The sequence below is a fragment of the Streptococcus merionis DSM 19192 genome (genome assembly GCF_000380085.1).
Taxonomy (GTDB): Bacteria; Bacillota; Bacilli; order Lactobacillales; family Streptococcaceae; genus Streptococcus; species Streptococcus merionis.
This window is the reverse complement of the sequence record NZ_KB904543.1, coordinates 1-25544: the sequence shown is the minus strand read 5'-3', so window position 1 is coordinate 25544 and position 25544 is coordinate 1. Positions and strand designations below refer to the sequence as shown.

26 protein-coding genes and 1 tRNA gene are annotated in these 25544 nt (G+C 41.1%); 24 read left to right on the top strand and 3 right to left on the bottom strand.

Features of this window, described 5'->3' with window-relative positions; translation table 11 throughout:
* The first annotated feature begins 95 nt into the window (after positions 1-95).
* From A3I5_RS0104605 to A3I5_RS12065, 3 genes are read left to right on the top strand one after another with little or no spacing between them, the layout of a single operon-like run.
* Positions 96-1700, top strand: a complete 1605-nt coding sequence (locus tag A3I5_RS0104605) for an ATP-binding cassette domain-containing protein (RefSeq protein ID WP_018373452.1) — start codon at positions 96-98, stop codon at positions 1698-1700.
* Entirely contained in the window at positions 1697-2053 is a 357-nt protein-coding gene (locus A3I5_RS0104600; RefSeq protein WP_018373451.1) for a hypothetical protein, read from the top strand. The genes A3I5_RS0104605 and A3I5_RS0104600 overlap by 4 nt, the downstream gene beginning before the upstream one ends.
* Entirely contained in the window at positions 2037-3812 is a 1776-nt protein-coding gene (locus A3I5_RS12065; RefSeq protein ID WP_018373450.1) for a S8 family serine peptidase, read from the top strand. Before A3I5_RS0104600 ends, A3I5_RS12065 begins: the two co-directional genes overlap by 17 nt.
* A 420-nt stretch (positions 3813-4232) precedes the next feature.
* Here A3I5_RS12065 and guaA read toward each other — a convergent pair whose 3' ends face one another.
* Positions 4233-5795 carry a glutamine-hydrolyzing GMP synthase gene (guaA, locus tag A3I5_RS0104590; protein WP_018373449.1) on the bottom strand — a complete coding sequence of 521 codons (1563 nt, stop codon included), beginning with the start codon at positions 5793-5795 and terminating at the stop codon, positions 4233-4235.
* 119 nt (positions 5796-5914) lie between these two features.
* On the opposite strand from guaA, the gene A3I5_RS0104585 reads away from it, so the two are divergent.
* From A3I5_RS0104585 to A3I5_RS0104515, 16 genes are all read left to right on the top strand, one after another.
* Positions 5915-6613, top strand: coding sequence for a GntR family transcriptional regulator (locus tag A3I5_RS0104585; RefSeq protein ID WP_018373448.1), 699 nt, complete (start codon positions 5915-5917; stop codon positions 6611-6613).
* A 12-nt stretch (positions 6614-6625) separates the two neighbouring features.
* Positions 6626-7279, top strand: coding sequence for a uracil-DNA glycosylase (locus A3I5_RS0104580; protein ID WP_018373447.1), 654 nt, complete (start codon positions 6626-6628; stop codon positions 7277-7279).
* 84 nt (positions 7280-7363) lie between these two features.
* Positions 7364-7834: an NUDIX hydrolase gene (locus A3I5_RS0104575; protein ID WP_018373446.1), complete on the top strand. Its 471-nt coding sequence runs from the start codon at positions 7364-7366 to the stop codon at positions 7832-7834.
* A 37-nt stretch (positions 7835-7871) separates the two neighbouring features.
* Positions 7872-8375, top strand: coding sequence for a 2'-5' RNA ligase family protein (locus A3I5_RS0104570; RefSeq protein ID WP_018373445.1), 504 nt, complete (start codon positions 7872-7874; stop codon positions 8373-8375).
* Positions 8376-8428: 53 nt separating this feature from the next.
* The gene (locus tag A3I5_RS12060) at positions 8429-8950 is read left to right on the top strand and encodes an NUDIX hydrolase (RefSeq protein ID WP_018373444.1); all 522 of its coding nucleotides are present in this window, start codon (positions 8429-8431) and stop codon (positions 8948-8950) included.
* A gap of 142 nt (positions 8951-9092) precedes the next feature.
* The gene (locus A3I5_RS0104560; RefSeq protein WP_018373443.1) at positions 9093-9428 is read left to right on the top strand and encodes a MazG nucleotide pyrophosphohydrolase domain-containing protein; all 336 of its coding nucleotides are present in this window, start codon (positions 9093-9095) and stop codon (positions 9426-9428) included.
* A gap of 19 nt (positions 9429-9447) precedes the next feature.
* A complete protein-coding gene (locus A3I5_RS0104555) occupies positions 9448-10719 on the top strand; it encodes a dihydroorotase (RefSeq protein ID WP_018373442.1) in 1272 nt (423 codons plus the stop codon).
* 1 nt (position 10720) lies between these two features.
* A complete protein-coding gene (locus A3I5_RS0104550; protein WP_231869656.1) occupies positions 10721-11371 on the top strand; it encodes a glucosaminidase domain-containing protein in 651 nt (216 codons plus the stop codon).
* Between the two features lie 9 nt (positions 11372-11380).
* Positions 11381-11848, top strand: coding sequence for an 8-oxo-dGTP diphosphatase (locus tag A3I5_RS0104545; protein WP_018373440.1), 468 nt, complete (start codon positions 11381-11383; stop codon positions 11846-11848).
* Between the two features lie 506 nt (positions 11849-12354).
* The gene (locus A3I5_RS0104540; protein WP_018373439.1) at positions 12355-13143 is read left to right on the top strand and encodes an ABC transporter ATP-binding protein; all 789 of its coding nucleotides are present in this window, start codon (positions 12355-12357) and stop codon (positions 13141-13143) included.
* Between the two features lie 17 nt (positions 13144-13160).
* On the top strand, positions 13161-14093 hold the full coding sequence (locus A3I5_RS0104535) for an iron-hydroxamate ABC transporter substrate-binding protein (protein ID WP_018373438.1): 933 nt from the start codon (positions 13161-13163) through the stop codon (positions 14091-14093).
* 18 nt (positions 14094-14111) lie between these two features.
* Positions 14112-15125, top strand: a complete 1014-nt coding sequence (locus A3I5_RS0104530) for a FecCD family ABC transporter permease (RefSeq protein WP_018373437.1) — start codon at positions 14112-14114, stop codon at positions 15123-15125.
* 138 nt (positions 15126-15263) lie between these two features.
* Positions 15264-16271, top strand: coding sequence for a FecCD family ABC transporter permease (locus A3I5_RS0104525; protein WP_018373436.1), 1008 nt, complete (start codon positions 15264-15266; stop codon positions 16269-16271).
* A gap of 102 nt (positions 16272-16373) precedes the next feature.
* Positions 16374-16676 carry a CHY zinc finger protein gene (locus tag A3I5_RS12240; protein WP_083903298.1) on the top strand — a complete coding sequence of 101 codons (303 nt, stop codon included), beginning with the start codon at positions 16374-16376 and terminating at the stop codon, positions 16674-16676.
* Positions 16677-16686: 10 nt separating this feature from the next.
* Positions 16687-17223, top strand: coding sequence for a biotin transporter BioY (locus A3I5_RS0104520; RefSeq protein ID WP_018373435.1), 537 nt, complete (start codon positions 16687-16689; stop codon positions 17221-17223).
* 241 nt (positions 17224-17464) lie between these two features.
* The gene (locus tag A3I5_RS0104515) at positions 17465-18487 is read left to right on the top strand and encodes a threonine aldolase family protein (protein ID WP_018373434.1); all 1023 of its coding nucleotides are present in this window, start codon (positions 17465-17467) and stop codon (positions 18485-18487) included.
* Between the two features lie 188 nt (positions 18488-18675).
* Here the strand turns inward: A3I5_RS0104515 and A3I5_RS0104510 are convergent.
* Positions 18676-18758: transfer RNA gene (locus A3I5_RS0104510), tRNA-Leu, on the bottom strand.
* 341 nt (positions 18759-19099) lie between these two features.
* Here A3I5_RS0104510 and aroA point away from each other — a divergent pair.
* From aroA to rlmD, 5 genes are all read left to right on the top strand, one after another.
* Positions 19100-20383 carry a 3-phosphoshikimate 1-carboxyvinyltransferase gene (gene aroA / locus A3I5_RS0104500; RefSeq protein WP_026216923.1) on the top strand — a complete coding sequence of 428 codons (1284 nt, stop codon included), beginning with the start codon at positions 19100-19102 and terminating at the stop codon, positions 20381-20383.
* A complete protein-coding gene (locus A3I5_RS0104495) occupies positions 20376-20852 on the top strand; it encodes a shikimate kinase (RefSeq protein ID WP_018373432.1) in 477 nt (158 codons plus the stop codon). The genes aroA and A3I5_RS0104495 overlap by 8 nt, the downstream gene beginning before the upstream one ends.
* Entirely contained in the window at positions 20849-21688 is an 840-nt protein-coding gene (pheA, locus tag A3I5_RS0104490; protein ID WP_018373431.1) for a prephenate dehydratase, read from the top strand. Before A3I5_RS0104495 ends, pheA begins: the two co-directional genes overlap by 4 nt.
* A gap of 9 nt (positions 21689-21697) precedes the next feature.
* Positions 21698-23299, top strand: a complete 1602-nt coding sequence (locus tag A3I5_RS0104485; protein ID WP_018373430.1) for an LCP family protein — start codon at positions 21698-21700, stop codon at positions 23297-23299.
* A 416-nt stretch (positions 23300-23715) separates the two neighbouring features.
* Positions 23716-25074 (top strand): 23S rRNA (uracil(1939)-C(5))-methyltransferase RlmD, encoded by a 1359-nt coding sequence (gene rlmD / locus A3I5_RS0104480; protein ID WP_026216922.1) that lies wholly within the window; start codon positions 23716-23718, stop codon positions 25072-25074.
* 213 nt (positions 25075-25287) lie between these two features.
* Here the strand turns inward: rlmD and A3I5_RS0104475 are convergent.
* The coding region (locus A3I5_RS0104475) for a transposase (protein WP_018373428.1) at positions 25288-25544 on the bottom strand (257 nt) is incomplete at its 5' end.

Here is a 25544-nt window from a genome sequence, read left to right as displayed (position 1 = left end):
TGGTAGGATAAGATGAGATATATTGCTAATTTTTTAAGTTTTGCGATGCATCTCATCTTATTTTCATAGTTATCCTCAGCAAGGATTTAAGATATATGAAGATAGTATATAAATATATAGGGAATCAGAGGCTGGTATTTTCTATTTACAACATAATCGTATTTATAAGTTTTATTTTAGAATTATTATTTCCATTATTAACTGGGCAATTTCTAAATCAGCTAGTTAGTCATGACTTGAACAACCTGAAAACAACAATATTTTATATGTTTTTAGTAGGACTATTAAATCAGTTATTACAATTTATAAATAAGTTTTTAGCAATTCATTTTTCTGAAAAAGTGAGTCAAACTGTAAGAATAGATATTTTAAATATTCTTAGGAAGTTAAATTATAATGAGATAACTAAGATAAAAGCTAGCGAGCTAACCCAAAGAGTAAATCTGGATTTAGGGCAAATTACTACATTTTTATTAGATAATTTTATAATATATTTTCTAAGAATTATTCAAACAGCAATGATTTTGATATATCTTTTACGAGAACAGTATCTTATTTTTCTTGTATTTGTTATGGTAACATTTTTTTATGTAAATATATATATTTATTTTAGAAAAAAAATTTTTGATGCCAGCAATTCACTAAAAAATAGTACATCGATTTATTATAATCAATTTCATTATCAGGTTGATAATCTAAGTTATATAATACATAAAGCGAACTATTATTTAGAAAATAAAAGATTTAACAATAGCTTTAATTTATATTTTGCATCGTTAGATAGATTTACTAAAATTAACTCTAAATTTAGATTTTTACAATCTATACTATCGTTGTTGCTTAATGTTGTTATGTTTTCAATCGTTGCTTTTTATGTTATGAGGGATAATCTGGAAATTGGTATTGTAAATGTTTCTTTATCTTACTTTTCTATAATCTTGTCAAATATTGAATATTTTTTTGATTTTGGAGGAAATTTACAGGCTTTTAAAGCATCGATTCAAAATATTGAAGGTTTCTGGTTGTTATCAACTGACAGAGAGGGAAATATTGAATTACATAAAAAAATTCATTCAATTTCGGGCAGTATTACAAGGGCCTATGACAAGTCATATCCGCCATTAAGCTTTGATATTTCCAACAATGGTTTGTGGTCTATTATAGGAGAAAACGGAAGTGGTAAAAGTACATTTTATAAATTAATTACAGGCATACTAAAAGATAAAGGTAACATTATTAATGTTGATGGATATTCAATTACAGATTTAAATACTGTTTTTCTTAGAAGAAACAATTTTACAATAGTTGAACAAAAATTTCCTATATTTGATTTAACTGTTCAGGATTTTTTTACTATGAATACTTCTTGTGCCACTGTTGATGACATTTTATATTTGTTACATGATAAAAATATTGATACAGATATAATTAACGAAGTTTTGGTAACAAAATGGAGTGAAGTTGATTCATCTTTATCAGGCGGGGAACTGCAAGTATTACGTATTATAGAAAGCTTTTTATCTAATGTAAACGTTAAAATTTATGATGAGCCAACATCCAACCTTGATAAAGTTTATACCGATTGGTTTATAGAATCAGTAAAACAATTAAAACGTGATAATATAATTATAATTATTACACATGATCCAGCAATTATAGCATCGAGTGATAGAATTATCACCGTAGGAGGAATCTCATGATAGAAAATATTTTAAAAAATATATTAGTGAATAATATTTTAATAATATTGTTGATAACAATTTTTACTCTTTCATTTCTGAAGGTTGTTATTGATAAAATTCAGCAATCTAATCTACATATAGTTATTACAACTAATAATATAAATATTAAATTTACTAGTTTTATTGTATCTAAATTTATTGTTGCACTATTACTATTATTAAATATAACATTAATTTCATTTTTAGTGTTTCCACATATAAAATTAGTTTTAATTTCTCAAGTTTTAGTAAAAGTTTTAATTTTAGTTTTCTATATAACTATGTTTTTGTTATTTATCAAGAAAGAATTTTTAAATGAAAATCACAAATAAATTTATAAGGCTATCTATATTAGTAATTGGTTTAATTTGTATAACTTCCTCAGAGACTGTTACTGCTGATAGCAATGTCTTGATGCAGGAAGAAGTTGCTGGGACTACTTATAGTTTAGCGAATATAAAACCTGATTCATTTGATGAAATTTCTTATAATCATAGCATGAATGTAGAGTTACCCCAAAGTTTAGATAGAGGCACTTCAAATTTCTTAGAAGAGATTACAGAAATTAAAAATTTTTCTACGGAATCAGTACCTACTATTGATGATAATTTGAATTATTTAGAAGGGGAGGCGGGAAATAAGAATGGTGTTGCTGAGCAAACAGATAGAAGTTCTGACAGGCATGCAGTTTCATCAAAAGTTGATATAGCTATTTCAAGTACAGAGGTTGAGAAACTGAATACTACTGATGAGTTTAATAAAACCGACAAAGTAACGCTAAGATTGTTTAACAAAAGCAACTCTGAAGGACAAGAATCGGAAGAACAAAATTTATGGAAATATCAGTGGGATATGCAACGACTTACTGATAATGGAAGATATTATAAGCATTATTGGCCGTTAGATGATATTAGAGTTGCTGTAATAGACTCAGGAATAAGCTATGAGCATGCAGAATTAGTTAAATATCTAGGTTCTAATTCGAAGGATTTAGTGCATAATAAAGTGGACGAGCATGCTTTTCAGGATAATATTGGACATGGTACGTCTGTGGTTTCTTTGATTGTTAGTAATGATTATATTAAAGGTATAATACCAGGCGCTACTTATAATATGTACAAGTCTATTGACCTAGATATCAATGATGATCAATTAACTATTGATGCTATTAAACAGGCTGCGGATGACGGGAATCAAATAATAAATATCAGTCTAGGAAGATATTTAATGATAAGTGGTCAATATGAAGATGGTACCAATGATTATCCACTATACCTAAAGTATAAACAGGCAGTTGATTATGCGACATTGAAAGGGAGTATAATTGTAGCTTCAATGGGAAATGACTCACTTAACCTCTTAGATAATAATCAGTTATTAGAGTTTTTATCTAGAACAAAGAAGATTCGTGAACCCGGTCAAATTGTTGATGTACCAGCATATTTTGATAATGTAATATCAGTTGGAGGAATTGATAGATTTGATAATTTATCAAATTTTTCCAATTATGGCTATAATGCAATCTATACATATGCTGGTTCTACAGAATTTTTGTACTCTGTAACTGACCTTGATTTGCTACGTAAAAAAATAGCTGAAAACTGGATATTGACAGCACAAAAAACAGGATTTTCATATTTATTTGGTAATTCGTTGGCGACACCCAAAGTATCGGGTGCTATTGCACTATTGGTAAGTAAATATAAGACTAGTAATTTCAATGTAATAAAGAGTTACCTCATAGATAAAACAATACAAAAAGATGGACTAGCTATTTTAAATCTTGAGAATATAATCTTTAGTGATGAGATAATAAGTTTAAATTTCAACAAGATAGAGCATTCAGAGTTCATAAATTCTATCTATTCTAATACTGTAATAGTTGAGAAAATCGAATATAATCCAGACATGCAAAAAGATTATTATGTTAATTATGAAAAAGAATTATCTATGGAAATTAGGTTTCTTCCGAAAACAAATTCGAGTGATTTTCCATCATATACAATTTCGTTAGCAGGATTGATTATTATTATCTCAGTGATTATTACAACGAGTCCAATGAATCGTATTTATAAAAGGGAAGTAGAGTAACTGAATGAATATTGTATATTTTCAACTAGATAATTGATTATTTTAGAAAATATTCGGAATCTAAAATAATATACAATTGTTGTTACTTTAATTTAGTTTCTTTACTCTATTCTGAAAGTAACTTGCTATTATAGGTTTAATCAATAATAGAATGAGTACTAGAAATTGATTTATAGCTTTTTATTTTTCTCAATATTGTTGTATTATGACTATTTCTATAGACTATGCATCGTAAAATTTTATTTAGTTGAGTGGGCGGTTACCTTGATTGACTAATGATTATGTAAAAAATCCCCATCAGATGAATCTTCTGGTGGGGATTTAGTAGTGAATCAATTATTTAGTTGGTATTTTTTAATTTTTTAAATAGCTTCAAAAGCTGTTAAATTAACTTTTTAAGAACTCTAACTATTATAAACTCTATTCCCACTCAACCGTTGCTGGTGGTTTGCTGGTGATGTCATAGACGATACGGTTGACGTGGTCAACTTCATTGACGATACGGACAGAGATTTTCTGGAGAACTTCCCACGGAATCTTGGCAAAGTCTGCGGTCATGCCGTCAATGGAAGTGATGGCACGGATAGCGATGGTGTAGTCGTAGGTTCTGCCATCGCCCATAACACCGACAGAACGGACACCTGTGTTGACAGTAAAGTATTGCCAGATATCGCGGTCAAGACCAGCTTTAGCGATTTCCTCGCGGAGGATGGCATCGGACTCACGCACCGTTTCTAATTTTTCTTCGGTGATTTCACCCATCACGCGGATAGCAAGACCTGGCCCTGGGAATGGTTGCCGCCAAACAATGTCATCAGGCATGCCTAGAGCAGTACCAAGTGCGCGAACTTCATCTTTGAAAAGGGTATTGAGCGGCTCGATGAGTTTGAATTGCATGTCCTCTGGTAGCCCACCGACATTGTGATGAGACTTAATGGTCTGTGCGGTCTCCGTTCCAGATTCGATGATGTCGGTATAGAGAGTTCCCTGAGCTAAGAATTTCACGTCTTGGAGCTTGCTGGCTTCGTCGTCAAAGACGTAGACAAATTCGTTACCGATAATTTTGCGTTTTTGCTCTGGGTCAGCAATGCCTGCTAATTTGTCAAGGAAGCGTTTTGCAGCGTCAGCTTTGATGATATTAAGACCAAATTTACCACCCAACATTTCCATGACCTGATCTGCCTCGCCTTTGCGGAGTAAGCCATGATCGACAAAGATACAAGTCAATTGGTCACCAATCGCGCGCTGAAGGAGGACCCCAACGACAGACGAATCTACTCCGCCAGATAGTCCTAAAAGAACTTTTTTATCACCGACAGTCGCGCGGATTTTTTCAATTTCCATATCAATGAAATTATCCATTGACCAGTCAGCCTTAGCGCCACAGATGTTGATAGCAAAGTTGCGCAAGATATCATTGCCGTACTCTGAATGGCGAACTTCAGGGTGGAATTGGATACCGAAAATTTGTTTGTCAGTATTTTCAATAGCCGCAAAAGGACAGTCAGCGGATTGACCGGTGCGAACAAAGCCTGCTGGAATTTCAGTGACTGCATCGCCATGGCTCATAAGCACGACCTGTTTTTCAGGTGTATTAGCAAAGAGAGCTGAGCCTGTTTGGGTCAGTTCAGATTGACCGTACTCGCGGTTACCAGCTTCACCAGCAGGAACGACCTTACCTCCGAGACGGTCTGTCAGGAGTTGCATGCCGTAGCAAATCCCCAAGATAGGAATGCCAAGCTCAAAGATTTCTTCGTCAATACCGAAGGAGTTCTCAGCGTAAACGGAATTAGGACCACCGGACAAGACGATACCGATAGGGTTAATGGCGCGGATTTCCTCAGCAGAGAGCTTATGGCTCTTGAGTTCTGAGAAAACACCGAACTCACGGATACGGCGCGTAATGAGCTGATTGTACTGGCTACCGTAGTCCAAGACGATGATTTTTTCCACGTCTGTGAAGTCTTTTGCAATGCTAGTCATGTCTTTCCTTTCTCAAAAAGCAATATGATATCCCTATTCTACCACAAAAACCGGAATTTTCTATGGTAAAATGGATTTATTGTTAGAAATTTGATAAGATTAGTGTGAAAGAGGTGCTTATGTTACCAGCATATATACAAATTCATAATCAAATTAAGGAAGAAATTGACCAAGGCATCTGGAAAATCGGCCAGAGGCTACCAAGTGAGCGTGATTTTGCGGATCGTTTTCAAGTCAGCCGAATGACTCTCCGTCAGGCGATGACATTGCTTGTTGAAGAAGGGGTCTTGGAGCGTAAAGTCGGATCTGGAACTTATGTAGCTGGCAATCGGATTCAAGAAAAGATGAGAGGGACGACATCTTTCACGGAAATTATCAAGTCTCAGGGCAAGCAGCCTTCAACCCAGTTGATTTCCTATCTCAGTGGCAAACCCAATAAGAAAGAGCAGGCTCATCTGGAGTTACGCCCAATGGAGAGCGTCGTGCGTATGGAGCGGGTGCGGTTTGCTGATGATGTTCCTGTGGTTTATGAAGTGGCTGTAGTGCCTAAGAAGTTTATTGCTCGGATTTCTGAGGAGGAAGTGACGCAGCATTTCTTCAAAGCATTGACCGAGGCTGGCTACAAAATTGGCAAGAGTCAGCAGACTATCTATGCTCGTCTAGCTCAGGGCATTGTCACAGACTATCTGGGTGTGGAGCCGGGGCAGGCCATTTTAGGCCTTACTCAGGTGTCATACTTTGAAGACGGTCAGCCCTTTGAGTATGTGAAAAGTCAGTATGCAGGGGAGCGATTTGAGTTTTACTTAGAAAATAATTAAGGAGATTTTACCATGCAACATTCTGCTTGGCACGAGTTGATCAAGGCTAAATTGCCAGACCATTATTTTGGAAGGATCAATGCCTTTTTAGATCAGGTTTATTCTGAGGGACTGGTCTACCCACCACGTGAGAAGGTCTTTGCGGCAGTTCAACACACTGCCCTTCAGGACGTCAAGGTAGTTATCTTGGGACAAGATCCATATCACGGCCCAGATCAAGCCCAGGGCCTATCTTTTTCGGTTCCAGACACCATTCCTGCACCGCCATCTTTACAAAATATCCTCAAGGAACTGAGTGATGATATTGGTGTCAAAAGTTCTCACGATTTGACCTCATGGGGAGATCAGGGAGTTCTTTTGTTGAACGCTTGTCTGACTGTTCCTGCTGGCCAAGCCAATGGACATGCTGGTCGCATTTGGGAGCCCTTTACAGACGCTGTCATCAGTGTGGTCAATGATCTGGAAACTCCTGTAGTTTTCATCCTTTGGGGTGCCTATGCCCGCAAGAAAAAAGGCCTCATCACTAATAGACACCACTTGATATTAGAGTCGGCTCATCCTAGCCCCTTGTCTAGTCATCGTGGCTTTTTTGGTAGCCGTCCCTTTTCAAAGGCTAATGCATTTTTGGCGGAAAATGGCAGAGCGGAGATTGATTGGTTACGCTAAAACTTGTCAAAAATTAAAATTTAAGGTCGTTAGCTCAGCTGTTCTATCGGCACTTTTGTTATAGTATGGACTGGAGGAGATGAAATGGTATTTTTAGCGACGATTTGCTATGTGGATAATGGAGAGTCTCTCTTGCTCCTTCATCGTAATAAGAAGCCAAATGATGTCCATAAGGGCAAATGGATTGGTGTTGGTGGCAAATTTGAAACAGGAGAGAGTCCAGAAGACTGTGCGAAACGCGAGATTTTAGAAGAAACGGGGCTTTTGGCAACAGAGATGAAGTTGGCGGGCGTGATTACCTTTCCTGAATTTACGCCAGATAATGATTGGTATACCTACGTTTTTCGAGTGACGGGTTTTGAAGGTCAATTGATCGAGGACTGCCCTGAGGGAGAACTGGCTTGGATTTCCTATGACCAAGTCTTGCAGCAGCCAACTTGGGAGGGTGACAAGACCTTTCTCGGCTGGATTTTGGATAATAAGCCGTTCTTTTCAGCCAAATTTTCCTACAAGGATAATGAATTGGTGAGTGAGGAGGTTACCTTTTATGAGTGAGTTTGCGGTAGTTGCCTTTTTTGATTAAGATCTGGATATGGAAGTGCGTCATTTCTGGCGAGAGCTGGAAGATGCAAAGATTTCTAACTATGCCAGCAGGGTTTCTAATCGCTGTCCTCATTTGACCTTGGGAAGTTACAATCATTTAACCGATAGAGCTGATTTTATCCAGAGGTTGCATGATTTCTGTCAAGGGCAATCTGCGATAGTCTTAACTTTACCACTCCTCAGTTCTTTTGCTCAGTCAGGAGCTCTGCTTTTGACACCGCAAGTCAATCGGGAGTTACTGAATTTTCATCAAGACTTGCATGCGACGCTGGCGCAGTTTGATAGCGACAGGGTGTCTTTCTACCAGCCCCAGAGCTGGATTCCTCATGTAACTTTGGCGAACTATCTGACAGCGCGTGACTTGATGGCAGCCTTTGGCTATTGCGAAAAAAGACTAGATCCTCTAAGAGGACGGATAACAGGAGTATCATTACTAGAGATTTTTGAGGACAAGCAGGTTGTAAAGGTTTGTGAGTTTGACCTGAAAGCTTAGTGTAGATGACATATTCAAAAAAGCTAGTGTGCAGCGGAGGAAGAATCGAAAAGATGAAAAAATGGATCATCAGAGATGCAGAGTTATTGGTCAATCCTGATAACAAACGTGAGGCTGTTCGTGGACTGCTATTAACAGAGGATAGAAGTCAGATGTTACTGTTATATTATCGGAAACACCATTTTTACACTTTGCCTGGTGGAGGATTAGAGCCTGATGAAGATGCGGTGACAGCTTTTTGGCGGGAAGTTAAAGAAGAAACAGGGTTTGATTGTGACTGTTTACAGGAATTAGGGATTGTTGAGGAACATCGGACCTTTGTGTCAACTGTTCAAGTCAATTATATCTACTTTGCTCAAGTCTCAAGTAAGCAATCAGCTAAACAATTAGATGAAAAAGAAAATTTGGATGGACTTGAACTCGAAATTCTGCCAATCTTTGAAGCCTATCAAAAAGTGTTTGAGCAAGCTACTTCTACAGAGCAACAACGCTTTTTATCTCAGCGGGATAAGATAGTACTGCAAGAAGGTTTAAAAATGATCGGTCAGTCAGGATTGCTGTTGGAAGAGCGATAGAAAGAAGCACTTTAATTGAACACGTCCTAAAAAAGCCAGAAAACACTCTAAAATTTTCCAGAGTGTCTGCGCTCATCATTAATTTTCCCTGCTCCTACGCTTTTTCTAACAGGCTTTATGTTTTAATTCAAAGGAGGCTAACATGAATATCACTATCCCACAGTTACAAGCATACTTAGCTCAGCATTATCAGGGTGATCAAGATGAGCAGGGCTTTTTTATGAAGTTGGTAGAGGAGGTTGGCGAAGTGGCTGAAGTCCTCAATCAGCGAGCAGGGCGCAAGGTTCAAGATAAGGCTGATTTGGACTTGGAGCTGGTGACAGAGTTAGCGGATATTTTGCATTACACAGTGGCGATTGCGGCAGTTAATGGCCTTGATCTCAATCGGATTATCCTTGAAAAGGATAAGCGAGCTGCTGTCAAGTACCAGCATGAGATGGATTTGGAGACTTTTCTCAAAGCTCAAAGGAAGTCCTAGAAAGAACAGTGGTGAATAAATGCTTTTAATTAAGAATGGTCGTGTGGTTGATCCGAAATCGGGTCTGGATCAGAAAATGGATATTTTGGTTCAAGATAGGCAGATTGTTCAGATGGGCCATGAAATCGTCAGAGAAGGTGCTGATGTTATAGACGCTACAGGGCTGATAGTTGCCCCTGGTTTGGTTGATATTCATGTGCATTTTAGAGAGCCTGGTCAAACTCACAAAGAGGATATTCATACAGGAGCGTTAGCCGCCGCTGCTGGTGGTGTGACCAGTGTGGTCATGATGGCCAATACCAATCCAACGATCTCAACGGTCGAAACCTTGCAAGAGGTTCTTGCCTCAGCTGCCAAGGAGCAAATCCATATTTACGCTGTGGCCACAGTGACTCAAAACTTTGATGGGAAAAACGTGACAGACTTTGCTAGCTTGCTCAAGGCTGGTGCGGTTGGTTTTTCAGATGATGGCATTCCTCTCCGGTCAACCAAGGTGGTCAGAGATGCCTTGCGATTGGCTAAGGAGCATCGGGCTTTAATCTCGCTTCATGAGGAGGATCCTGAGCTCAACGGAATTCTGGGGCTCAACGAGCACATTGCTAAGAGCCATTTCCACGTTTGCGGCGCAACGGGTGTGGCTGAGTACAGTATGATCGCACGTGACGTCATGATCGCGCACGCGGAAAATGCTCGTCTGCACATTCAACATTTGTCCAAGGCAGAATCAGTCAAGGTTGTGGCCTTTGCCCAAGAATTGGGCGCTCCGGTGACAGCAGAAGTATCACCTCAGCATTTTTCAACGACAGAGAGCTTGCTTTTGACTGCAGGCGCCAATGCTAAGATGAACCCGCCGCTTCGGACAGAGAGTGACCGTTTGGCAGTGATCGAAGGGCTCAAATCAGGTGTTATTTCTGTGATTGCTACGGACCATGCACCGCACCATGCCGACGAGAAAAATGTGGCTGACCTGACGCAGGCGCCTTCTGGCATGACGGGGCTCGAAACCTCACTGTCGCTCGGTTTGACCCACTTGGTTCATACAGGAGAGTTGGCTTTGTCTGACTATTTGGCTAAAATGACCTGCAACCCAGCGGCGCTTTATGATCTGGACGCGGGCTATCTGGCAGAGGGAGGGCCAGCTGACCTTGTTATTTTTGCTGAAAACGAAGACCGTCTTGTGACGGCAGACTTTGCTTCTAAAGCTAGTAATTCTCCTTTTGTCGGTCAGACCTTGAAAGGTGTTGTCAAGTATACGATTGCTGATGGTGAAATCGTTTATCAGAATAGTTAAGATGGTAAAAAAACGTAAAACATTCCGCTTCAATCAGTCAAAGAAGAAGCGAAAAAGAAGATTAAAACCCGTTATTAAACGCCGCCTCAAAATGCTTGCTGTCTTGGTAACCTTGCTTTTTCTCGGGCTATGGATTAGGCGAAATTTGATGATGCAAGCCGAACAGAAAGCTTTTGCAAAAGCGGATCGTTCGGCCTTTGTTGAAATCGTTGGTAAAACGGCAGAAGATCTTGCACATCAACATGACCTCTATGCCTCTGTTATGGTGGCTCAGGCTATTTTGGAGAGTGATTGGGGACAGAGTCAGTTGACGAAAGAAGCCAATAATCTTTTTGGCATCAAAGGCGATTACTGGGGACAATTTTATGAAATCGAGACCGCAGAGGATGACGGAACTGGCAACCTTTACACAGTAGTGGCACGCTTTCGAAAATACCCGACCTATCATGCCTCGCTCAAGGATAATGCTAACTTGCTTTCAAAAGGCCTAGCAGGCGCACCAGATTTTTACGTAGGTGCTTGGAAAAGCCAGACCGGCTCTTATCAAGAAGCCACAGATTATCTACAAGGCCGTTATGCTACGGATACTAGTTACGCTAGTAAACTAAATGCCTTGATTGAGCAGTATGATCTGACTAGATTTGATCGATAGAGGTGATAGATGGCAGAAACCATTAAAAATTTTGTAAACATTGTGGTCAAAAACGATGATAAGATTCTTTTGATTAATAGGCAGCATGATGCTTTTTCTGGCTGGATTCAACCTGGCGGTAAAGTTGAATTTCCAGAGAGTTTTCGTGAGGCTGCTGTTCGGGAATTAAAAGAAGAGACAGGGTTAACAGCACGCAAATTGCAACTAAAGGGAATTTCTGGTTATACCAATCCCGATAAGAGAGAGCGTCATGTCTACTATGATTTTCTCTGTACGGACTTTGAGGGTCAGCTCTTAGTAGATGCTCCAGAGGGGGAGCCACGCTGGTTTCAGATTTCAGAGTTAGACCATTTGGATATGCAAGCTGACATCAGAGAACGTTTGCCTCTTTATTGGGAAGAAGGGAGTTTTGAACGTATTCATTACTGGGACGAAGAGCGACAAGTGATTGCTCGTACTGTGGAATATCGCTTTTGATACTCATTAAGGATGTCAAAGTAGCCAGATTTTTCTGACTTATACCTTTAACAAATCAGGGAGAAGCTTCCTATCGTAGATTGAGAATAGGCGTTAACACTGTGAGAAATCAGCATGTCTGTTCGTGATATTGCATAGAGCCTCATCTGCTAGAAAAATAGGAGTCAGACAGTAGCTGTGATTTATTCGAAATCGCCTTCGTCAAACTATAAAATAAATCGAGATGGAGTATTTTTATACGTAATCTTCAACGGTTACACGCCTTGGGGGAGAGGGCGGCGCTAGCATAGCTGCCTGTCTCAGCCCCTTATTTTTGTCTATCTTTGCTGGTTGAATCGCTATAGGACACAATCGCTGAAACTGTTAAACTAAAAAACGACTGATCAACCGATAAATGAGATTCTAGAGCATTAGTTAAATTAAATTGTCTAAAAATTTTAATTTAAGATTGAAATTGTGGTCGTAATTATGCTATAATACGTTGAGTATTGATAAAAGGAGAAGCAATGGCTCGGATTAGTGCTGAGAATCTCAGTATCTCTTATGGTCAAAAAGTGATTCTGGATAGTTTATCTCTAAAGGTAGCTGATGGCCAAATTACGACAATCATTGGTGCCAATGGTTGTGGAAAGTCTACTATGTTGCGGGCTTTGACTAGGATCTTAGCGCCTATCTCAGGGCAGGTTCTTTTGGACGGTCAGTCTATTGCTAAAATGCCAACCAAGGAAGTGGCCAAGCAAATGGCCTTGCTTCCGCAGGTATTGGACGCTTCGGAGAGTATTACAGTTTACGAGTTGGTATCTTATGGACGTTTTCCGCACCAGTCTGGCTTGGGGAGATTGACTGAGGAAGACCGAGAAAAAATTGACTGGGCTATGACAGCTACTAACATTCTCGATTATGCCAATCTACCAGTTGATGGCTTGTCAGGCGGTCAACGGCAGAGGGTTTGGATCGCTATGGCTCTCGCCCAAGATACAGAAATCATTTTCTTAGATGAACCTACGACTTATCTGGATATGAATCATCAGTTAGAAGTTCTTGAATTACTTCAGCGCTTAAATCGTGAGATGAATAAAACCATTGTCATGGTCTTGCATGATTTGAACCTTGCTTCTCGTTTTTCAGATCAACTCATTGCCATGCGCGCTGGACAAATTAAGTACCAAGGAACGGTTGATGATATCATGACTGCTGATGTACTCAGGGATATTTTTCAAGTTCAAGTGCAGCTAGCAAGAGACCCAATTCATGATCGGCCAATCTTGCTCACCTATCAATTGTTAACAAAATAAAAATGAATGGAGCTTTTATGAAAAAGATTCTTGCCCCTATTGTCTCACTGATAGCAATCCTTTTTTTAGTGGCTTGTGGTTCGTCAAACACTGCTGAGACCACTAAGGGAGAGCTTACAGTATCAAGCATGCCTGAGATTAAAGGCGTGACCTACTATGGAGAGGTTCCAGCTAATCCAGAACGCGTTGTTGTCCTATCTTCGACCTATACAGGTTATTTGGCAAAGTTAGACTTTAATTTGGTTGGCGTGACCTCTTATGATAAGAAAAATCCAGTCCTCAAGAAAAAAGTTGCGGACGCTAAAGAAGTAGCTGCGACGGACTTGGAAGCTATCCTAGCTTTAGAGCCAGATGTGATTGTCGTTGGCACTAGCGAAGAAAATCTGGACCAATTAGCTGAAATTGCCCCTGTGGTAGCCCTTGAGTACGGAGCACGTAATTATCTGGAAATCATGTCTGACTTTGGCGCTATTTTCAATAAAAAAGACCAAGCTCAAAAGTGGCTGACAGATTGGAAAGCAAAGACAGCTGAGGTTGCCAAAGAGCTTAAAGCAGCCATTGGTGAGGATAAGACCTTTACTATTATGGGGCTTTATGAAAAGGAAATCTATCTCTTTGGGGACAACTGGGGTCGCGGTGGCGAGGTTGTTCACCAAGCTCTTGGCTTTAAAGCACCTCAAAAGGTCATTGATGACGTTTTTCCAACAGGTTATTTATCTATTTCCCAAGAAGTGGTAGCAGATTATATTGGAGATTATGTTGTTGTTGCAGCAGAAGATGATCAGACAGGAACTGCTCTTTATGAGAGCGATGTCTGGAATGCTATACCAGCGGTTAAAGAAGGCCGCGTTATCCGAGTGGATGCCAATGCTTTTTATTTCAATGACCCAATGAGTCTGGAATATGAGTTAGATGTCTTGAGAGAAGCTATCTTAGCAACAGCCAAATAGAAATGTGACTGTCGTCAAATGAAAAAAACGGTATCAAGTGATAAGCCAAAGCCAATTTGGCTTATCTTTTTAACAATTTTTGCCCTTTTTTTAGTAGGAATATACCTTTCGCTGAGATTTGGCGCAAGAGTTTACAGCCATAGTGATATTTGGGGAGTTTTAGCTGCTCCTGATGTGGAAAGTGAACTCCAAGATGTCATTATGGATCTTCGTTTGCCTCGGATTGTGGCAGCCATGCTTGTGGGGGCAGCCATGTCGGTAGCTGGCTTGATGATGCAAGGGATTACGCGAAATCCCATTGCCGATCCCGGTCTTCTGGGGGTTAATGCTGGGGCGGGGCTTGCTTTAGTGCTTGCCTATGCTTTCTTTGGAAGTTTGCATTACAGTTGGATTTTAGCTTTCTGTTTGCTTGGATCTGTGGTGGCCTGTGCCTTGGTTTTTGGCTTGTCCTATGTTCCTCGAAGAGGCTATAACCAGTTGCGTCTGATTTTGGCAGGTGCTATGGTTGCAACCCTTTTTTCGGCGCTTGGTCAGGGGATTACAATTTACTTTGGGCTGTCTAGTGCTGTTGTGGGCTGGCAGGCTGGTGGCTTGATTGGTGTTAACTGGAAAATGGTGCAAATCATCGGTCCTATTATCCTTATCGGCCTTATTTTAGCCCAACTTCTAGCTCATCAGCTCACTGTGTTGAGCTTTAACGAAACGGTAGCTAAATCTCTGGGGCAACGAACAGGGGAAATGACAGTTGCCTTGCTAGGGATTGTTCTCCTCCTATCCGCAGCAAGTGTAGCCCTCATCGGAGCTGTTTCCTTTGTGGGGCTGATTATCCCGCACTTGGTCAAGCGTTTTTGCCCTCAAAACTATCGTGTTCTCTTGCCAGTTACTATGTTAGCAGGAGCAACCTTCATGATTTGGGGTGACTTGGTCTGTCGCATCTACAATCCACCATACGAAACTCCTTTTAATGCCATCATCAGTTTATTAGGGCTACCTTTCTTTTTCTGGTTAATTCGAAAATCAAATGTGCTTTAGTACAACACTAGACTTGATTGCACCAGTAAGACATTTTTGAATTAGAAAAGGCAGTTCAAATGCGCTGCTTATTTGAAAAAAGGTTGCCCTAATGAATTTTATTGTAGACTATTGCGACCTAAGGAAAGGAATAGGTTTATGAGCTTTCAAAAGAGACCCTTGCGAATCTTTGTTGTGCTGATCTTGATTTTAGCAGCCTGTTTTTGTATATCTTTATCAGTTGGGGAGAGTGGTGCGGGTTTTTCTGACTTGATCAAGGTATTTAGCGGTCAAGCATCACGCTCAACTTACCTTATCATGATGCGCATTCGTCTCCCGCGTTTAGTGGCCTGTCTGGTAGCTGGTGGCTCTCTAGCCTTGAGTGGAGGTCTTTTACAGACCTTGACCCGTAATCCTCTAGCGGATTCAGGAATTTTGGGAATCAATGCTGGCGCAGGAATGATGGTTGCTTTGGTTATTGCTTATTTTTCGTTGGAAAAGCCGTGGGTGATGCAAGTTTTGCCAGTCTTAGCCATGCTGGGTGGGTGTGTAACGATCTTACTTGTCTATTTTGTCGCTCGTATTCCTCAAAAGGGCATTAGCCCAGTTCGGTTGATTATTGCTGGTGTTGGGCTCAGTACCATGATGTCGGGTGTTATGGTCTCTATTGTGGGCAATGTTAACCGTTACAAGGTCGATGCCATTGTTAACTGGCTTAGCGGGCGCATCAGTGGGGACAATTGGCGAACGTTAGTCATTATAAGTCCTTTACTCCTGCTTTTGTGGGGAATAGCCTACAGTAAAAGTCAAGACCTCAACATTCTTAATCTTCAAGAACAAACAGCGGTAGCACTGGGCCTCAATGTGAAAAGCAGTCGAAGATTTGTCCTTTTTTTAGCGACAGCCTTGGCAGCCCTTAGTGTTATCATTGTTGGAAATATCACCTTTGTAGGTCTGGTTTCTGGTCATCTTGCAAGACGATACATCGGCGGTGACCATCGAGTCTTTTTACCAGCGACTTGCTTGCTGGGCATGATTCTACTTCTTGTTGCGGACTCTTTGGGTCGGGTCTTATTAGTTGGGACGGGAATTCCCACTGGTTTGATTGTTTCAGTTCTTGGAGCTCCCTATTTTCTTGTCTTGATGGGAAGATTGAATGCTTCGTAATAATATAATACTAGATTGTTACCTTTTTTCAAAAAAAGTAGTTGACATTCTAGTTTTTTTAGGTTAAACTCATAGTGTTCAGTTTGGGAGAGGCGATAAATCATGTTTTATGGACTAGGAGTAGATCAGGAGAGTCGTTGTCAACATTACCATTCCAGAGTAGATATTGCTGCGCTCAAGTGTAAAGCGTGTCAAAAGTACTACGCCTGCTATGAGTGTCATGACGCTATGGAATCTCATCTTTTTGTCGCAACGGATAGTTCTGAAGTTTATCCAGTTCTTTGTGGAAATTGCAAAACCTATTTGTCGAGAACTGATTATGAGACATATTTTTGCCCTAACTGTACGCATGCTTTCAATCCCAAATGTATCTTGCATAAGAACATTTATTTTAAAAACCATTAAGGAGAACAAGGTGAAAACCAAAGATTTAACACAAATCACAATGATGACGACCCTGATGATCGTTTTGGGCTTTGTACCTGGCATTCCACTAGGGTTTATTCCAGTGCCTATCATTCTGCAAAATCTGGCTGTCATGCTAGCAGGAGCTCTACTGGGAGCTAAAAAAGGAACGATTTCAGTAATCTTAGTCTTGGTTTTAGGGGTATTTATACCAGTCTTTTCTGGCAAATCGACAACGATACCAGTTTTGATGGGACCAACTGCTGGTTATGTTCTTGCTTGGGTCTTTGTGCCGCTTTTGATTGGTTGGGGGTTATCTCGAGTTGAAAAGGGAAATCCAACCCTAACCTTTCTTGTCATTTGGCTAGCAGGTGTCCTCTTTATTGACAGTTTTGGGGCGCTTTGGTTGGCGCTGTATACCCAAGCGCCAATAGGTACGACACTTGTTTCGAATCTCATTTTTATTCCAGGAGATACCATCAAAGCTCTTCTAGCTACCTTGATCGCTCTTAGGATGCAAAAGATGACAGGTGATTTGTTTTTGTAAAGAAAACATTGTCAAAATCTAATATGAAGCGAATGATAAGTAACCTCTATGTTTGAGAGAGTGCTTATCATTCGTCTTTTTATAGCTTTTAAACAGTAGCGTTCATAGTTGAAAATGTCTTTTGGTGATTGTGCTAAAGGGCAATTTTCATGTATTTGGTACGCTCCCGTTGTCCACCTTGAATTTTCAATAGATTTGGTTTATAATGGGGCAAATGATTTTTAGGGAGACAGGCGGGGCTATGTTGCATTTTGAGAACGATTATAATAAAGGGGCTCATCCAGCGATTCTAGAGGCACTGATGAGTAGTAATTTTGAAGGGCTGTCGGGTTATGGGAGTGATTCTTATACAAAGACTGTAACTGAGCAAGTTCGCCAGTTGACAGATTGCCCTCAGGCAGAAGTAACCCTTTTGACAGGTGGTACACAGACCAATCAAATTGTTATCGATACGATGTTGGCGCCTTACGAAGGAGTTTTGGCAGCAGATACAGGTCATATCAGCACCCACGAAGCAGGGGCTATTGAGTTTACGGGGCACAAGGTTTTAACTCTGCCACACGAGGATGGCAAAATCAATGCTGAGCAGGTCGAAGCCTATTTGAAGGACTTTTTTGCCGATGGCAATCACAGTCACATGGTCTATCCGGGAATGGTCTACATTTCCCATCCGACAGAGTATGGTACGCTCTACACCGAGCAGGAGTTAGAAGCACTGGCTCAAATCTGTCAGAACTACCAGATACCTCTTTTTCTGGACGGGGCACGTCTGGTCTATGGCCTTGCGGTTCCCGATTCGCCAGATTTGGCAACCATTGCGAGACTGACTGATATTTTCTATCTAGGTGGCACCAAGGCAGGCCTGCTCTGTGGAGAGGCGGTTGTCTTTACGAAAAATAACCAGCCCAAGCATTTTGTGACCCATGTCAAACAGCATGGAGCGCTTTTGGCTAAAGGCCGTCTGCTTAGCGTGCAGTTCCATGCTCTTTTACAGGAACGCCTTTTTGAGACGATTGGACAGCATGCACTGGAAATGGCAGAGCAGCTCAGGGAGATTTTAAGGGACAAAGGTTATACTTTCTATCTGGAGTCGCCGACCAACCAGCAATTTATCATCATGGAGAACAGTCATCTGGAACGGCTTGGTCAGCAGGTAGCCTATAGCTTCTGGGAAAAATACGATGTCGACCACACCGTCATCCGCTTAGCCACCAGTTGGTCCACAACACAGGCAGATATCGATGCCCTCAAGTCACTTTTGTAAAAAGTGACGAACGATGGTCTAAGAAGCTAGAATTAGGTTAGTATGGTTAGGATCGTAGCCATCTGGATTTTCTTCGATTTCGTCTTTGAAAATCCTAGTTGTCTTGACCTGAGGTGGGGCAAGCTGGTCAAACTACAAAAAAATGAGACTGAGTACCTTTGGGGCTCAGTCTCTTAAACTATTTAGAATGCGGAGGAAGGGATTTGAACCCTCACACCCGTACGGGCACATGCGCCTGAAGCATGCGTGTCTGCCGTTCCACCACCTCCGCGAGACACATTCCTATCATACACGAAAATGATGAAAAAAACAAGTATCAATCTCAAAGAAATGGCAAAAAAGAGACAATTAACAAACAGAAGGCGATTGATTGTTTTCTGTTTTTTTACAGGCCAGACTTTTTTAGCGGTACTTATTTTGATAAGAATGTTTTTAAGAATATGGCAGTGAAAATATAGGATAATGAGCTGCTGGGTGCTCTATTTACTAGTCACAAAATATTTTCAAATCATGATTTTCTTTGTATATCCGTGTGTGATTCCAGTGCTTTTGCCATTTTTTATGGAATTTATGGTAAAATAAAAGGAAAACAGATTGTTTGAGAGGATTGCTATGCGTTTAAAGTCCAATGTTTCTGCCCTGAATGGCATAGTAAGGGTACCTGGTGATAAGTCCATTAGTCATCGTTCCATTATCTTTGGAGCGATTAGTCAAGGAAAGACGGTTGTTCACGATATTTTGCGGGGCGAGGACGTGCTCTCTACCATGCAGGTTTTTCGTGACTTAGGTGTTTCCGTGATGGACGATGGTCAAACAGTCACCATAGAAGGAGTTGGTTTTAAAGGTCTGAAAGCACCACAGAATGCTCTTGATATGGGGAACTCTGGGACCTCTATTCGGCTCATTTCAGGTGTTTTGGCTGGTCAGGATTTTACATCTGAAATGTTTGGGGATGAGTCGCTCTCTAAGCGCCCTATGGACCGTGTGACGATTCCTTTGCGTCAAATGGGCGTAGAGATTTCGGGTCAGACAGAGCGTGATTTACCGCCATTGACGCTATCTGGTAAGCGTAACCTCAAACCGATTCGCTATCACCTGCCAGTGGCTTCTGCTCAAGTCAAGTCTGCCTTGATCTTTGCTGCCTTACAGGCAGATGGGGAGTCAGTCATTGTCGAGAAAGAATTGACCCGTAACCACACCGAAGATATGCTTCGCCAATTTGGTGGTCAGCTTGAGGTTAACGGTAAGGAAATTCGTATTCGAGGTGGTCAAACCTTGGTCGGTCAGACGGTTATCGTACCAGGAGATATTTCCAGCGCCGCTTTCTGGCTAGTGGCAGGGCTCATTGTGCCAAATTCTAAGATTATTCTCAAAAATGTCGGTATCAATGAAACACGGACGGGTATTATCGAAGTTATTCAATCGATGGGTGGCCGTTTGAGCATTACTGAAGTTGATGAAGTGGCTAAATCTGCGACCTTGACTGTGGAGACGTCAGAGCTCCACGGAGTTGAGATTGCTGGGGATATTATTCCACGCTTGATTGATGAATTGCCGATTATAGCACTCTTGGCGACTCAGGCGCAAGGTCAGAGCATTATTCGTGATGCTGAGGAGCTCAAGGTCAAGGAAACCGATCGTATTCAGGTGGTGGCAGATGCTCTTAACAGTATGGGAGCTAAGATCACACCTACCGACGATGGTATGATTATTGATGGTAAAACTGAGCTTCACGGAGCACGTATCGATACATTTGGTGATCATCGTATCGGGATGATGGCAGCTATTGCAGCTTTGCTTGTTAAGTCTGGCGAGGTAGAACTAGACCGTGCTGAGGCCATTAATACCAGTTATCCAAGCTTCTTTAGCGATTTAGAAAGCTTGATTCATGGCTAAAGTGTTTTTAGGCTTTATGGGCTCTGGAAAGTCAACCATTGCAGAACGTTTAGATAAGAATTATGTTGATATGGATGTTGTCATTACAGAGCGTCTTGGGATGTCCATTGCTAAATATTTCGAAGAAAAGGGAGAAGCCTCTTTTCGTCAAATCGAAAGCCAGGTGTTAGCTGAATTGCTCTCTCAGGACATCGTCTTGTCAACTGGTGGTGGTGTGGTCATATCAGAAGCAAATCGTAAGCTACTTGCCAAAAATTCTCCAAACATCTATTTGTCAGCGGATTTTGAGAGCTTGTACCAGAGATTGTCCCAAGATCAGGAAAATCAGCGACCGCTTTTTCTTAATCAAAGCAAGGCGAGTTTAAAACGTTTATATGAACAGCGCTTGCCCTTATATGAAGCGGTTGCGACACAAATTATTGATGTCATAGGAAAAAAGCCAGAAGAGATTGTGGAGATGCTTTCATGAAACTAGGTTATTTAGGACCGCAAGGGTCTTTTTCCCATAATGTTGCCCTCAGAGCACTGGCAGATGCCCAATTGGTCGCTTTTGCCAATATCACTGAAGTGATCAAGGCCTATGAAAATGGCCTTGTTGATGCGGCTATTGTGCCTGTCGAAAATGCTATTGAGGGCAGTGTGCATGAGACCTTGGACTACCTCTTTCATCAAGCTAATTTGCAGGCAGTAGCGGAATTTATTCAGCCTATCAAGCAGCAACTTTTAGTGACAGATGTTTCAAAGCCGATTGAAAAAATCTTCTCTCACCCACAGGCCATTGCTCAAGGCAAGGCCTATATCACAAAGCATTACCCGCAGGCACAGCTTGAGGTGACAGCTTCAACAGCTTATGCGGCCCGCTATGTAGCGGAGCATCCGGATCAGCCCTTTGCGGCCATTGCGCCAGATTCTGCGGCAGAAGCTTATGGCCTGCAGGTCGTTGCCCGTGACATTCAGGAAGTTCAGGAAAACTTTACCCGTTTCTGGCTATTGGGTAAAGAGAATCCCCAAATCTTAACTAATAGTTGTGATCATAAAATTTCTCTGGCGCTCACGCTGCCAGATAATCTTCCAGGTGCTCTTTACAAAGCCATGTCAGCTTTTGCTTGGCGGGGAATTAACTTGACCAAGATTGAAAGTCGACCACTAAAGACAATTTTAGGGGAGTATTTTTTCATCATAGATGCGGTCTATGATGCACCTGATATTGTTCAATATGCCTTGGAAGAATTGGCAGCGATGGACATTGCATGTAAAATTTTAGGAAAATATGAAGTTTTTCATCTGGAAAACTTGGAACATTAAGGAAATAAAATGGCAAGACATTACGAAAATCTCAGCCATCATGAGAGTCTGCGTTATGATTATTTGCAGAAGAACATCCATTTTCTCAGTGACCGAGATCGGGCGGAGTTGCACTATTTAGAAGCCAAAATGGCTGGAAAAGTCATTCCAACACCACAAGAAAGAACACGAAAGAAGCGCGAGCCTGTCAATTTACCAACCTATTCACCAGACAGCCGAAAGCAATCAGCTTCTTCAGTTACTAGTGGAAGAAGAGCTCAAGAATCTGAAGTTGTTACCCCAGAAGGATTACCAGTCTTAGAAAGCCGCCGCTCGAGACGTGTGAAAGGGAGTAGTGTTGACAAGGTTAGTGTTCAAAAAGCTTCAGCTTCTATTGATAAGAAGGAAGCCTCGCCAATCCCTCAGACTTCTTCAAAGCAGCCTGATGTAGAAATTTATTCATCTATTCAGGATTTGGCCCATCAACTGCACCGTGAAAATCAGATCAGTCAAGGTCGCATCGAAAGTCGTCAGTCTGGGCAGCGGTTAACCACTAGGCAAAATCGGAAAACTCAGCGGAAATCTCAAAAACAGTTGCCAAAATTTTCAAAACCTCAAAAAGGTTGGTGGAAGAAAGCCTTGAAAGCTGTAGGAATTCTACTTCTTATCTCTCTTATTGGGATGTTCATCATGTTCCTCAAAGGTTACAACGATGCTAAGAGCAATGCTGCAACAGCAGAAGCCGCAGAAGTTGAGTTTTTTGATGGAAAAGAGACGCGTGATGGAACCAATATTTTGATTCTTGGGACGGACTCGCGGATTGGACAAACCAGTGCAGAATCTCGTACAGATTCGATTATGGTGGTGAATGTTGGCAACTCTGATGGTAAGATTAAGATTGCTAGCTTTATGCGCGATACGCTTATTAATATTCCACAGGTCAGTTATGAGGATGGTGTCAATACCTACTATGACCAGAAACTTAATACTGCTTTTAGTATCGGAGAGCAAAATGATAAGCAGGGAGCTGAGGCTATTCGGATTGCGCTCAAAAGTCATTATGACATTGATATTAAGTACTATGCCATGGTGGATTTCTTCACTTTTGCAGCAGCCATTGACACTCTTTTTCCGAATGGTGTGACGATTGATGCTCGTTTTTCGACAATTGATGGAGAAGCAGTTGACTCTGTTCAGGTTCCTGATGATCTAAATTGGAAAGACGGTGTGTTGCCAGAGCAGACCATTAAGGTTGGAAAACAGCAGATGGATGGGCGAACCTTGCTCAATTATGCACGTTTTCGTAAGGATGATTCTGGCGATTTTGGTCGGACAGAGCGCCAGCAGCAGGTTTTGGCTGCTGTTTTACAGCAGATTAAAGATCCGACAAAGCTCTTTACAGGCTCAGCGGCTATTGGTAAAATTATGGGGATGACCTCAACTAATGTGCCTTACTCCTTTATCCTGAGTCAAGGGATTTCAGTGCTCAAAGATGCTTCAAACGGAATTGAGCAGACAACTGTCCCTGAAGCTGGTGATTGGGTTGATGAGTACGATATGTATGGTGGGCTTGGTTTGTTAGTTGACTTTGAGTCCTATCAAAAGCGTCTCGCTAAGCTAGGCCTGCGCTGATGACGACTCTCTATCAGTGTTCTGCTTTCGCCTGTAAAATGTCAATCGTTTGGAAATTGCGATGTCAAAAATCAGGATGTCATCAAACTGATGGTGTTGTCATGAAAAAGAGTGCTTATTCTATTTCCATTTTCAATCTTTGACAGAAAATTCCTGACCATCAGTTATCCTACCGTTTGGTAGACAGGAGAGGACATAAACACAAGTTGTAGTAGACAGTCAAGTCGGTGTAGCAGACGAACATTGCGGTGATTGATAGTGCTTAGCATCGTGCAGGCACTATCTTGAGCGATTGACTTCAGGGAGATTTCTGCCAGTATTGCATCAAGAGTTTACATTTTATGAATGACGAGGTTGAGACGCTTTTGTCCCAACCTCCTTTAAAATCGAAAAAGTATCAAAAGAAAGTGAGAGTTATGCTAGAAAAAAATGCAGTGATTGAAGTTCTGATTGAAGATCTTAGTCACGATGGAAAAGGTGTTGCCAAAGTTGAGAATTTAGTCTTTTTTGTGGATAATGCTCTGCCTGGCGAGCGCATTCAGATGCGAGTGCTCAAGGTCACGAAAAAAATGGGTTATGGAAAAGTCGAGGAGCGGCTAAGCACGTCACCTGAGCGCAATGAAGCGATTGATATGACTTATCTAAGGTCTGGAATTGCCGATTTAGGGCATTTAAACTATGAGGCGCAATTAATCTTTAAAACCAAGCAGGTCAAGGATAGTTTGTATAAAATGGCAGATATCAAGGACATAGATGTGCCACTCACGCTTGGTATGGATCAGCCTTTTGCCTACCGCAACAAGGCACAAGTCCCTGTCCGCCGTGTCAGTGGACAGTTAGAAACAGGATTTTTCCGCAAAAATTCTCACGATTTGATGCCGATTGAGGATTTTTATATTCAAGATAAAGAAATTGATAACCTCTTAGTTTTCGTGCGGGATTTGCTGCGCCGTTATGATTTGAAAGCTTGTGATGAAAAGGAGCAGAGCGGTCTCATTCGTCATTTGATCGTGCGACGGGGGCATTATTCTGGTGAAATTATGCTGATTATTGTGACGACAAGGCCAAAGATCTTTCGTATTGAGCAAATCATCGAAAAAATAGTTGCAGAATTTCCAGCTCTGGTATCGGTGATTCAAAATATCAATGATCAAAACACCAACGCTATCCTTGGTAAAGAGTTTCGGACGCTTTACGGCAAGGACACGATTACAGACCAAATGCTAGGCAATACCTATGCTATCTCTGCTCAATCCTTCTATCAAGTTAATACCGAAATGGCTGAAAAGCTCTATCAAACTGCCATTGATTTTGCGGACGTTAAGCCAGACGATGTTGTTATTGATGCCTATTCTGGCATTGGAACGATCGGACTTTCCTTTGCTAAACACGTCCAGCATGTCTATGGTGTGGAAGTGGTAGCTGCTGCTGTCCACGATGCTCAGAAAAATGCGGCTGCAAATGGGATTGATAATGTGACTTATGTCTGTGATTCGGCGGAAAAAGCTATGGAAAAATGGGTTAAGGACGGAATAAAGCCTACGATTATTATCGTGGATCCTCCTAGAAAAGGCTTGACAGAGAGCTTTATCAAGGTCAGTGCTAACGTGCAACCAGAAAAAATTATCTATATTTCCTGCAATCCTGCCACCATGGCGCGTGACATTAAGCTCTATGAGGAACTAGGCTATAAACTGACCAAAGTACAGCCAGTTGATTTATTTCCGCAGACGCATCATTGCGAAGTCGTCAGCTTACTAGAGAAACGCAATTAGGAAGTCCTATGCATTTTTCAATTTCAAGGTGCCAGGCTAAAAAGGTCCATTGGATCTTTTTACTCCCTCGAAGTTAAAAAGGGATAAATTCAACTTCAAGAGACTGGGGCAATAATAGTTCCAGACCAGACAAAAAGCAACGGTTTCGTGCCGTTGCTTTTTGCTTTTATGAGTGAACCTTGATACAATATAGTTGTCAAGAAAATATAGTCATTAAGTTTTAAAATAGTCTTCAAAACATTCGGAAATGCTAGAGAGTTTTCTTAACAGCTCTGTTATATGGTACTTCAAAACTGCCCAAGTTTGTTCAATTGGGTTTAGTTCAGGGGAATAAGGTGGTAGTGGCAAAAAATAGTGATGATGTTGAATACCAATGTTATCCAGTCTGGATTTGGGATGAAAGGAAGCATTATCCATAATCACAAGATGAGGTTCCCTTAGGCTAGGGATCAACTGTTGCTCAAACCAAG

Bases quoted from the DNA above. Each gene is read 5' to 3' on its own strand.
- A3I5_RS0104600 (WP_018373451.1), top strand. From the start codon at position 1,697: ATGATAGAAAATATTTTAAAAAATATATTAGTGAATAATATTTTAATA.
- A3I5_RS0104605 (WP_018373452.1), top strand. From the start codon at position 96: ATGAAGATAGTATATAAATATATAGGGAATCAGAGGCTGGTATTTTCT.
- A3I5_RS0104560 (WP_018373443.1), top strand. From the start codon at position 9,093: ATGAATATCACTATCCCACAGTTACAAGCATACTTAGCTCAGCATTAT.
- A3I5_RS12240 (WP_083903298.1), top strand. From the start codon at position 16,374: ATGTTTTATGGACTAGGAGTAGATCAGGAGAGTCGTTGTCAACATTAC.
- A3I5_RS0104585 (WP_018373448.1), top strand. From the start codon at position 5,915: ATGTTACCAGCATATATACAAATTCATAATCAAATTAAGGAAGAAATT.
- A3I5_RS0104570 (WP_018373445.1), top strand. From the start codon at position 7,872: ATGGAAGTGCGTCATTTCTGGCGAGAGCTGGAAGATGCAAAGATTTCT.
- aroA (WP_026216923.1), top strand. From the start codon at position 19,100: ATGCGTTTAAAGTCCAATGTTTCTGCCCTGAATGGCATAGTAAGGGTA.
- A3I5_RS0104540 (WP_018373439.1), top strand. From the start codon at position 12,355: ATGGCTCGGATTAGTGCTGAGAATCTCAGTATCTCTTATGGTCAAAAA.
- A3I5_RS12060 (WP_018373444.1), top strand. From the start codon at position 8,429: ATGAAAAAATGGATCATCAGAGATGCAGAGTTATTGGTCAATCCTGAT.
- A3I5_RS0104530 (WP_018373437.1), top strand. From the start codon at position 14,112: ATGAAAAAAACGGTATCAAGTGATAAGCCAAAGCCAATTTGGCTTATC.
- A3I5_RS0104485 (WP_018373430.1), top strand. From the start codon at position 21,698: ATGGCAAGACATTACGAAAATCTCAGCCATCATGAGAGTCTGCGTTAT.
- A3I5_RS0104535 (WP_018373438.1), top strand. From the start codon at position 13,161: ATGAAAAAGATTCTTGCCCCTATTGTCTCACTGATAGCAATCCTTTTT.
- pheA (WP_018373431.1), top strand. From the start codon at position 20,849: ATGAAACTAGGTTATTTAGGACCGCAAGGGTCTTTTTCCCATAATGTT.
- A3I5_RS0104580 (WP_018373447.1), top strand. From the start codon at position 6,626: ATGCAACATTCTGCTTGGCACGAGTTGATCAAGGCTAAATTGCCAGAC.
- A3I5_RS0104495 (WP_018373432.1), top strand. From the start codon at position 20,376: ATGGCTAAAGTGTTTTTAGGCTTTATGGGCTCTGGAAAGTCAACCATT.
- A3I5_RS0104525 (WP_018373436.1), top strand. From the start codon at position 15,264: ATGAGCTTTCAAAAGAGACCCTTGCGAATCTTTGTTGTGCTGATCTTG.
- A3I5_RS0104555 (WP_018373442.1), top strand. From the start codon at position 9,448: ATGCTTTTAATTAAGAATGGTCGTGTGGTTGATCCGAAATCGGGTCTG.
- guaA (WP_018373449.1), bottom strand. From the start codon at position 5,795: ATGACTAGCATTGCAAAAGACTTCACAGACGTGGAAAAAATCATCGTC.
- A3I5_RS12065 (WP_018373450.1), top strand. From the start codon at position 2,037: ATGAAAATCACAAATAAATTTATAAGGCTATCTATATTAGTAATTGGT.
- A3I5_RS0104550 (WP_231869656.1), top strand. From the start codon at position 10,721: ATGGTAAAAAAACGTAAAACATTCCGCTTCAATCAGTCAAAGAAGAAG.
- A3I5_RS0104515 (WP_018373434.1), top strand. From the start codon at position 17,465: ATGTTGCATTTTGAGAACGATTATAATAAAGGGGCTCATCCAGCGATT.
- A3I5_RS0104575 (WP_018373446.1), top strand. From the start codon at position 7,364: ATGGTATTTTTAGCGACGATTTGCTATGTGGATAATGGAGAGTCTCTC.
- rlmD (WP_026216922.1), top strand. From the start codon at position 23,716: ATGCTAGAAAAAAATGCAGTGATTGAAGTTCTGATTGAAGATCTTAGT.
- A3I5_RS0104545 (WP_018373440.1), top strand. From the start codon at position 11,381: ATGGCAGAAACCATTAAAAATTTTGTAAACATTGTGGTCAAAAACGAT.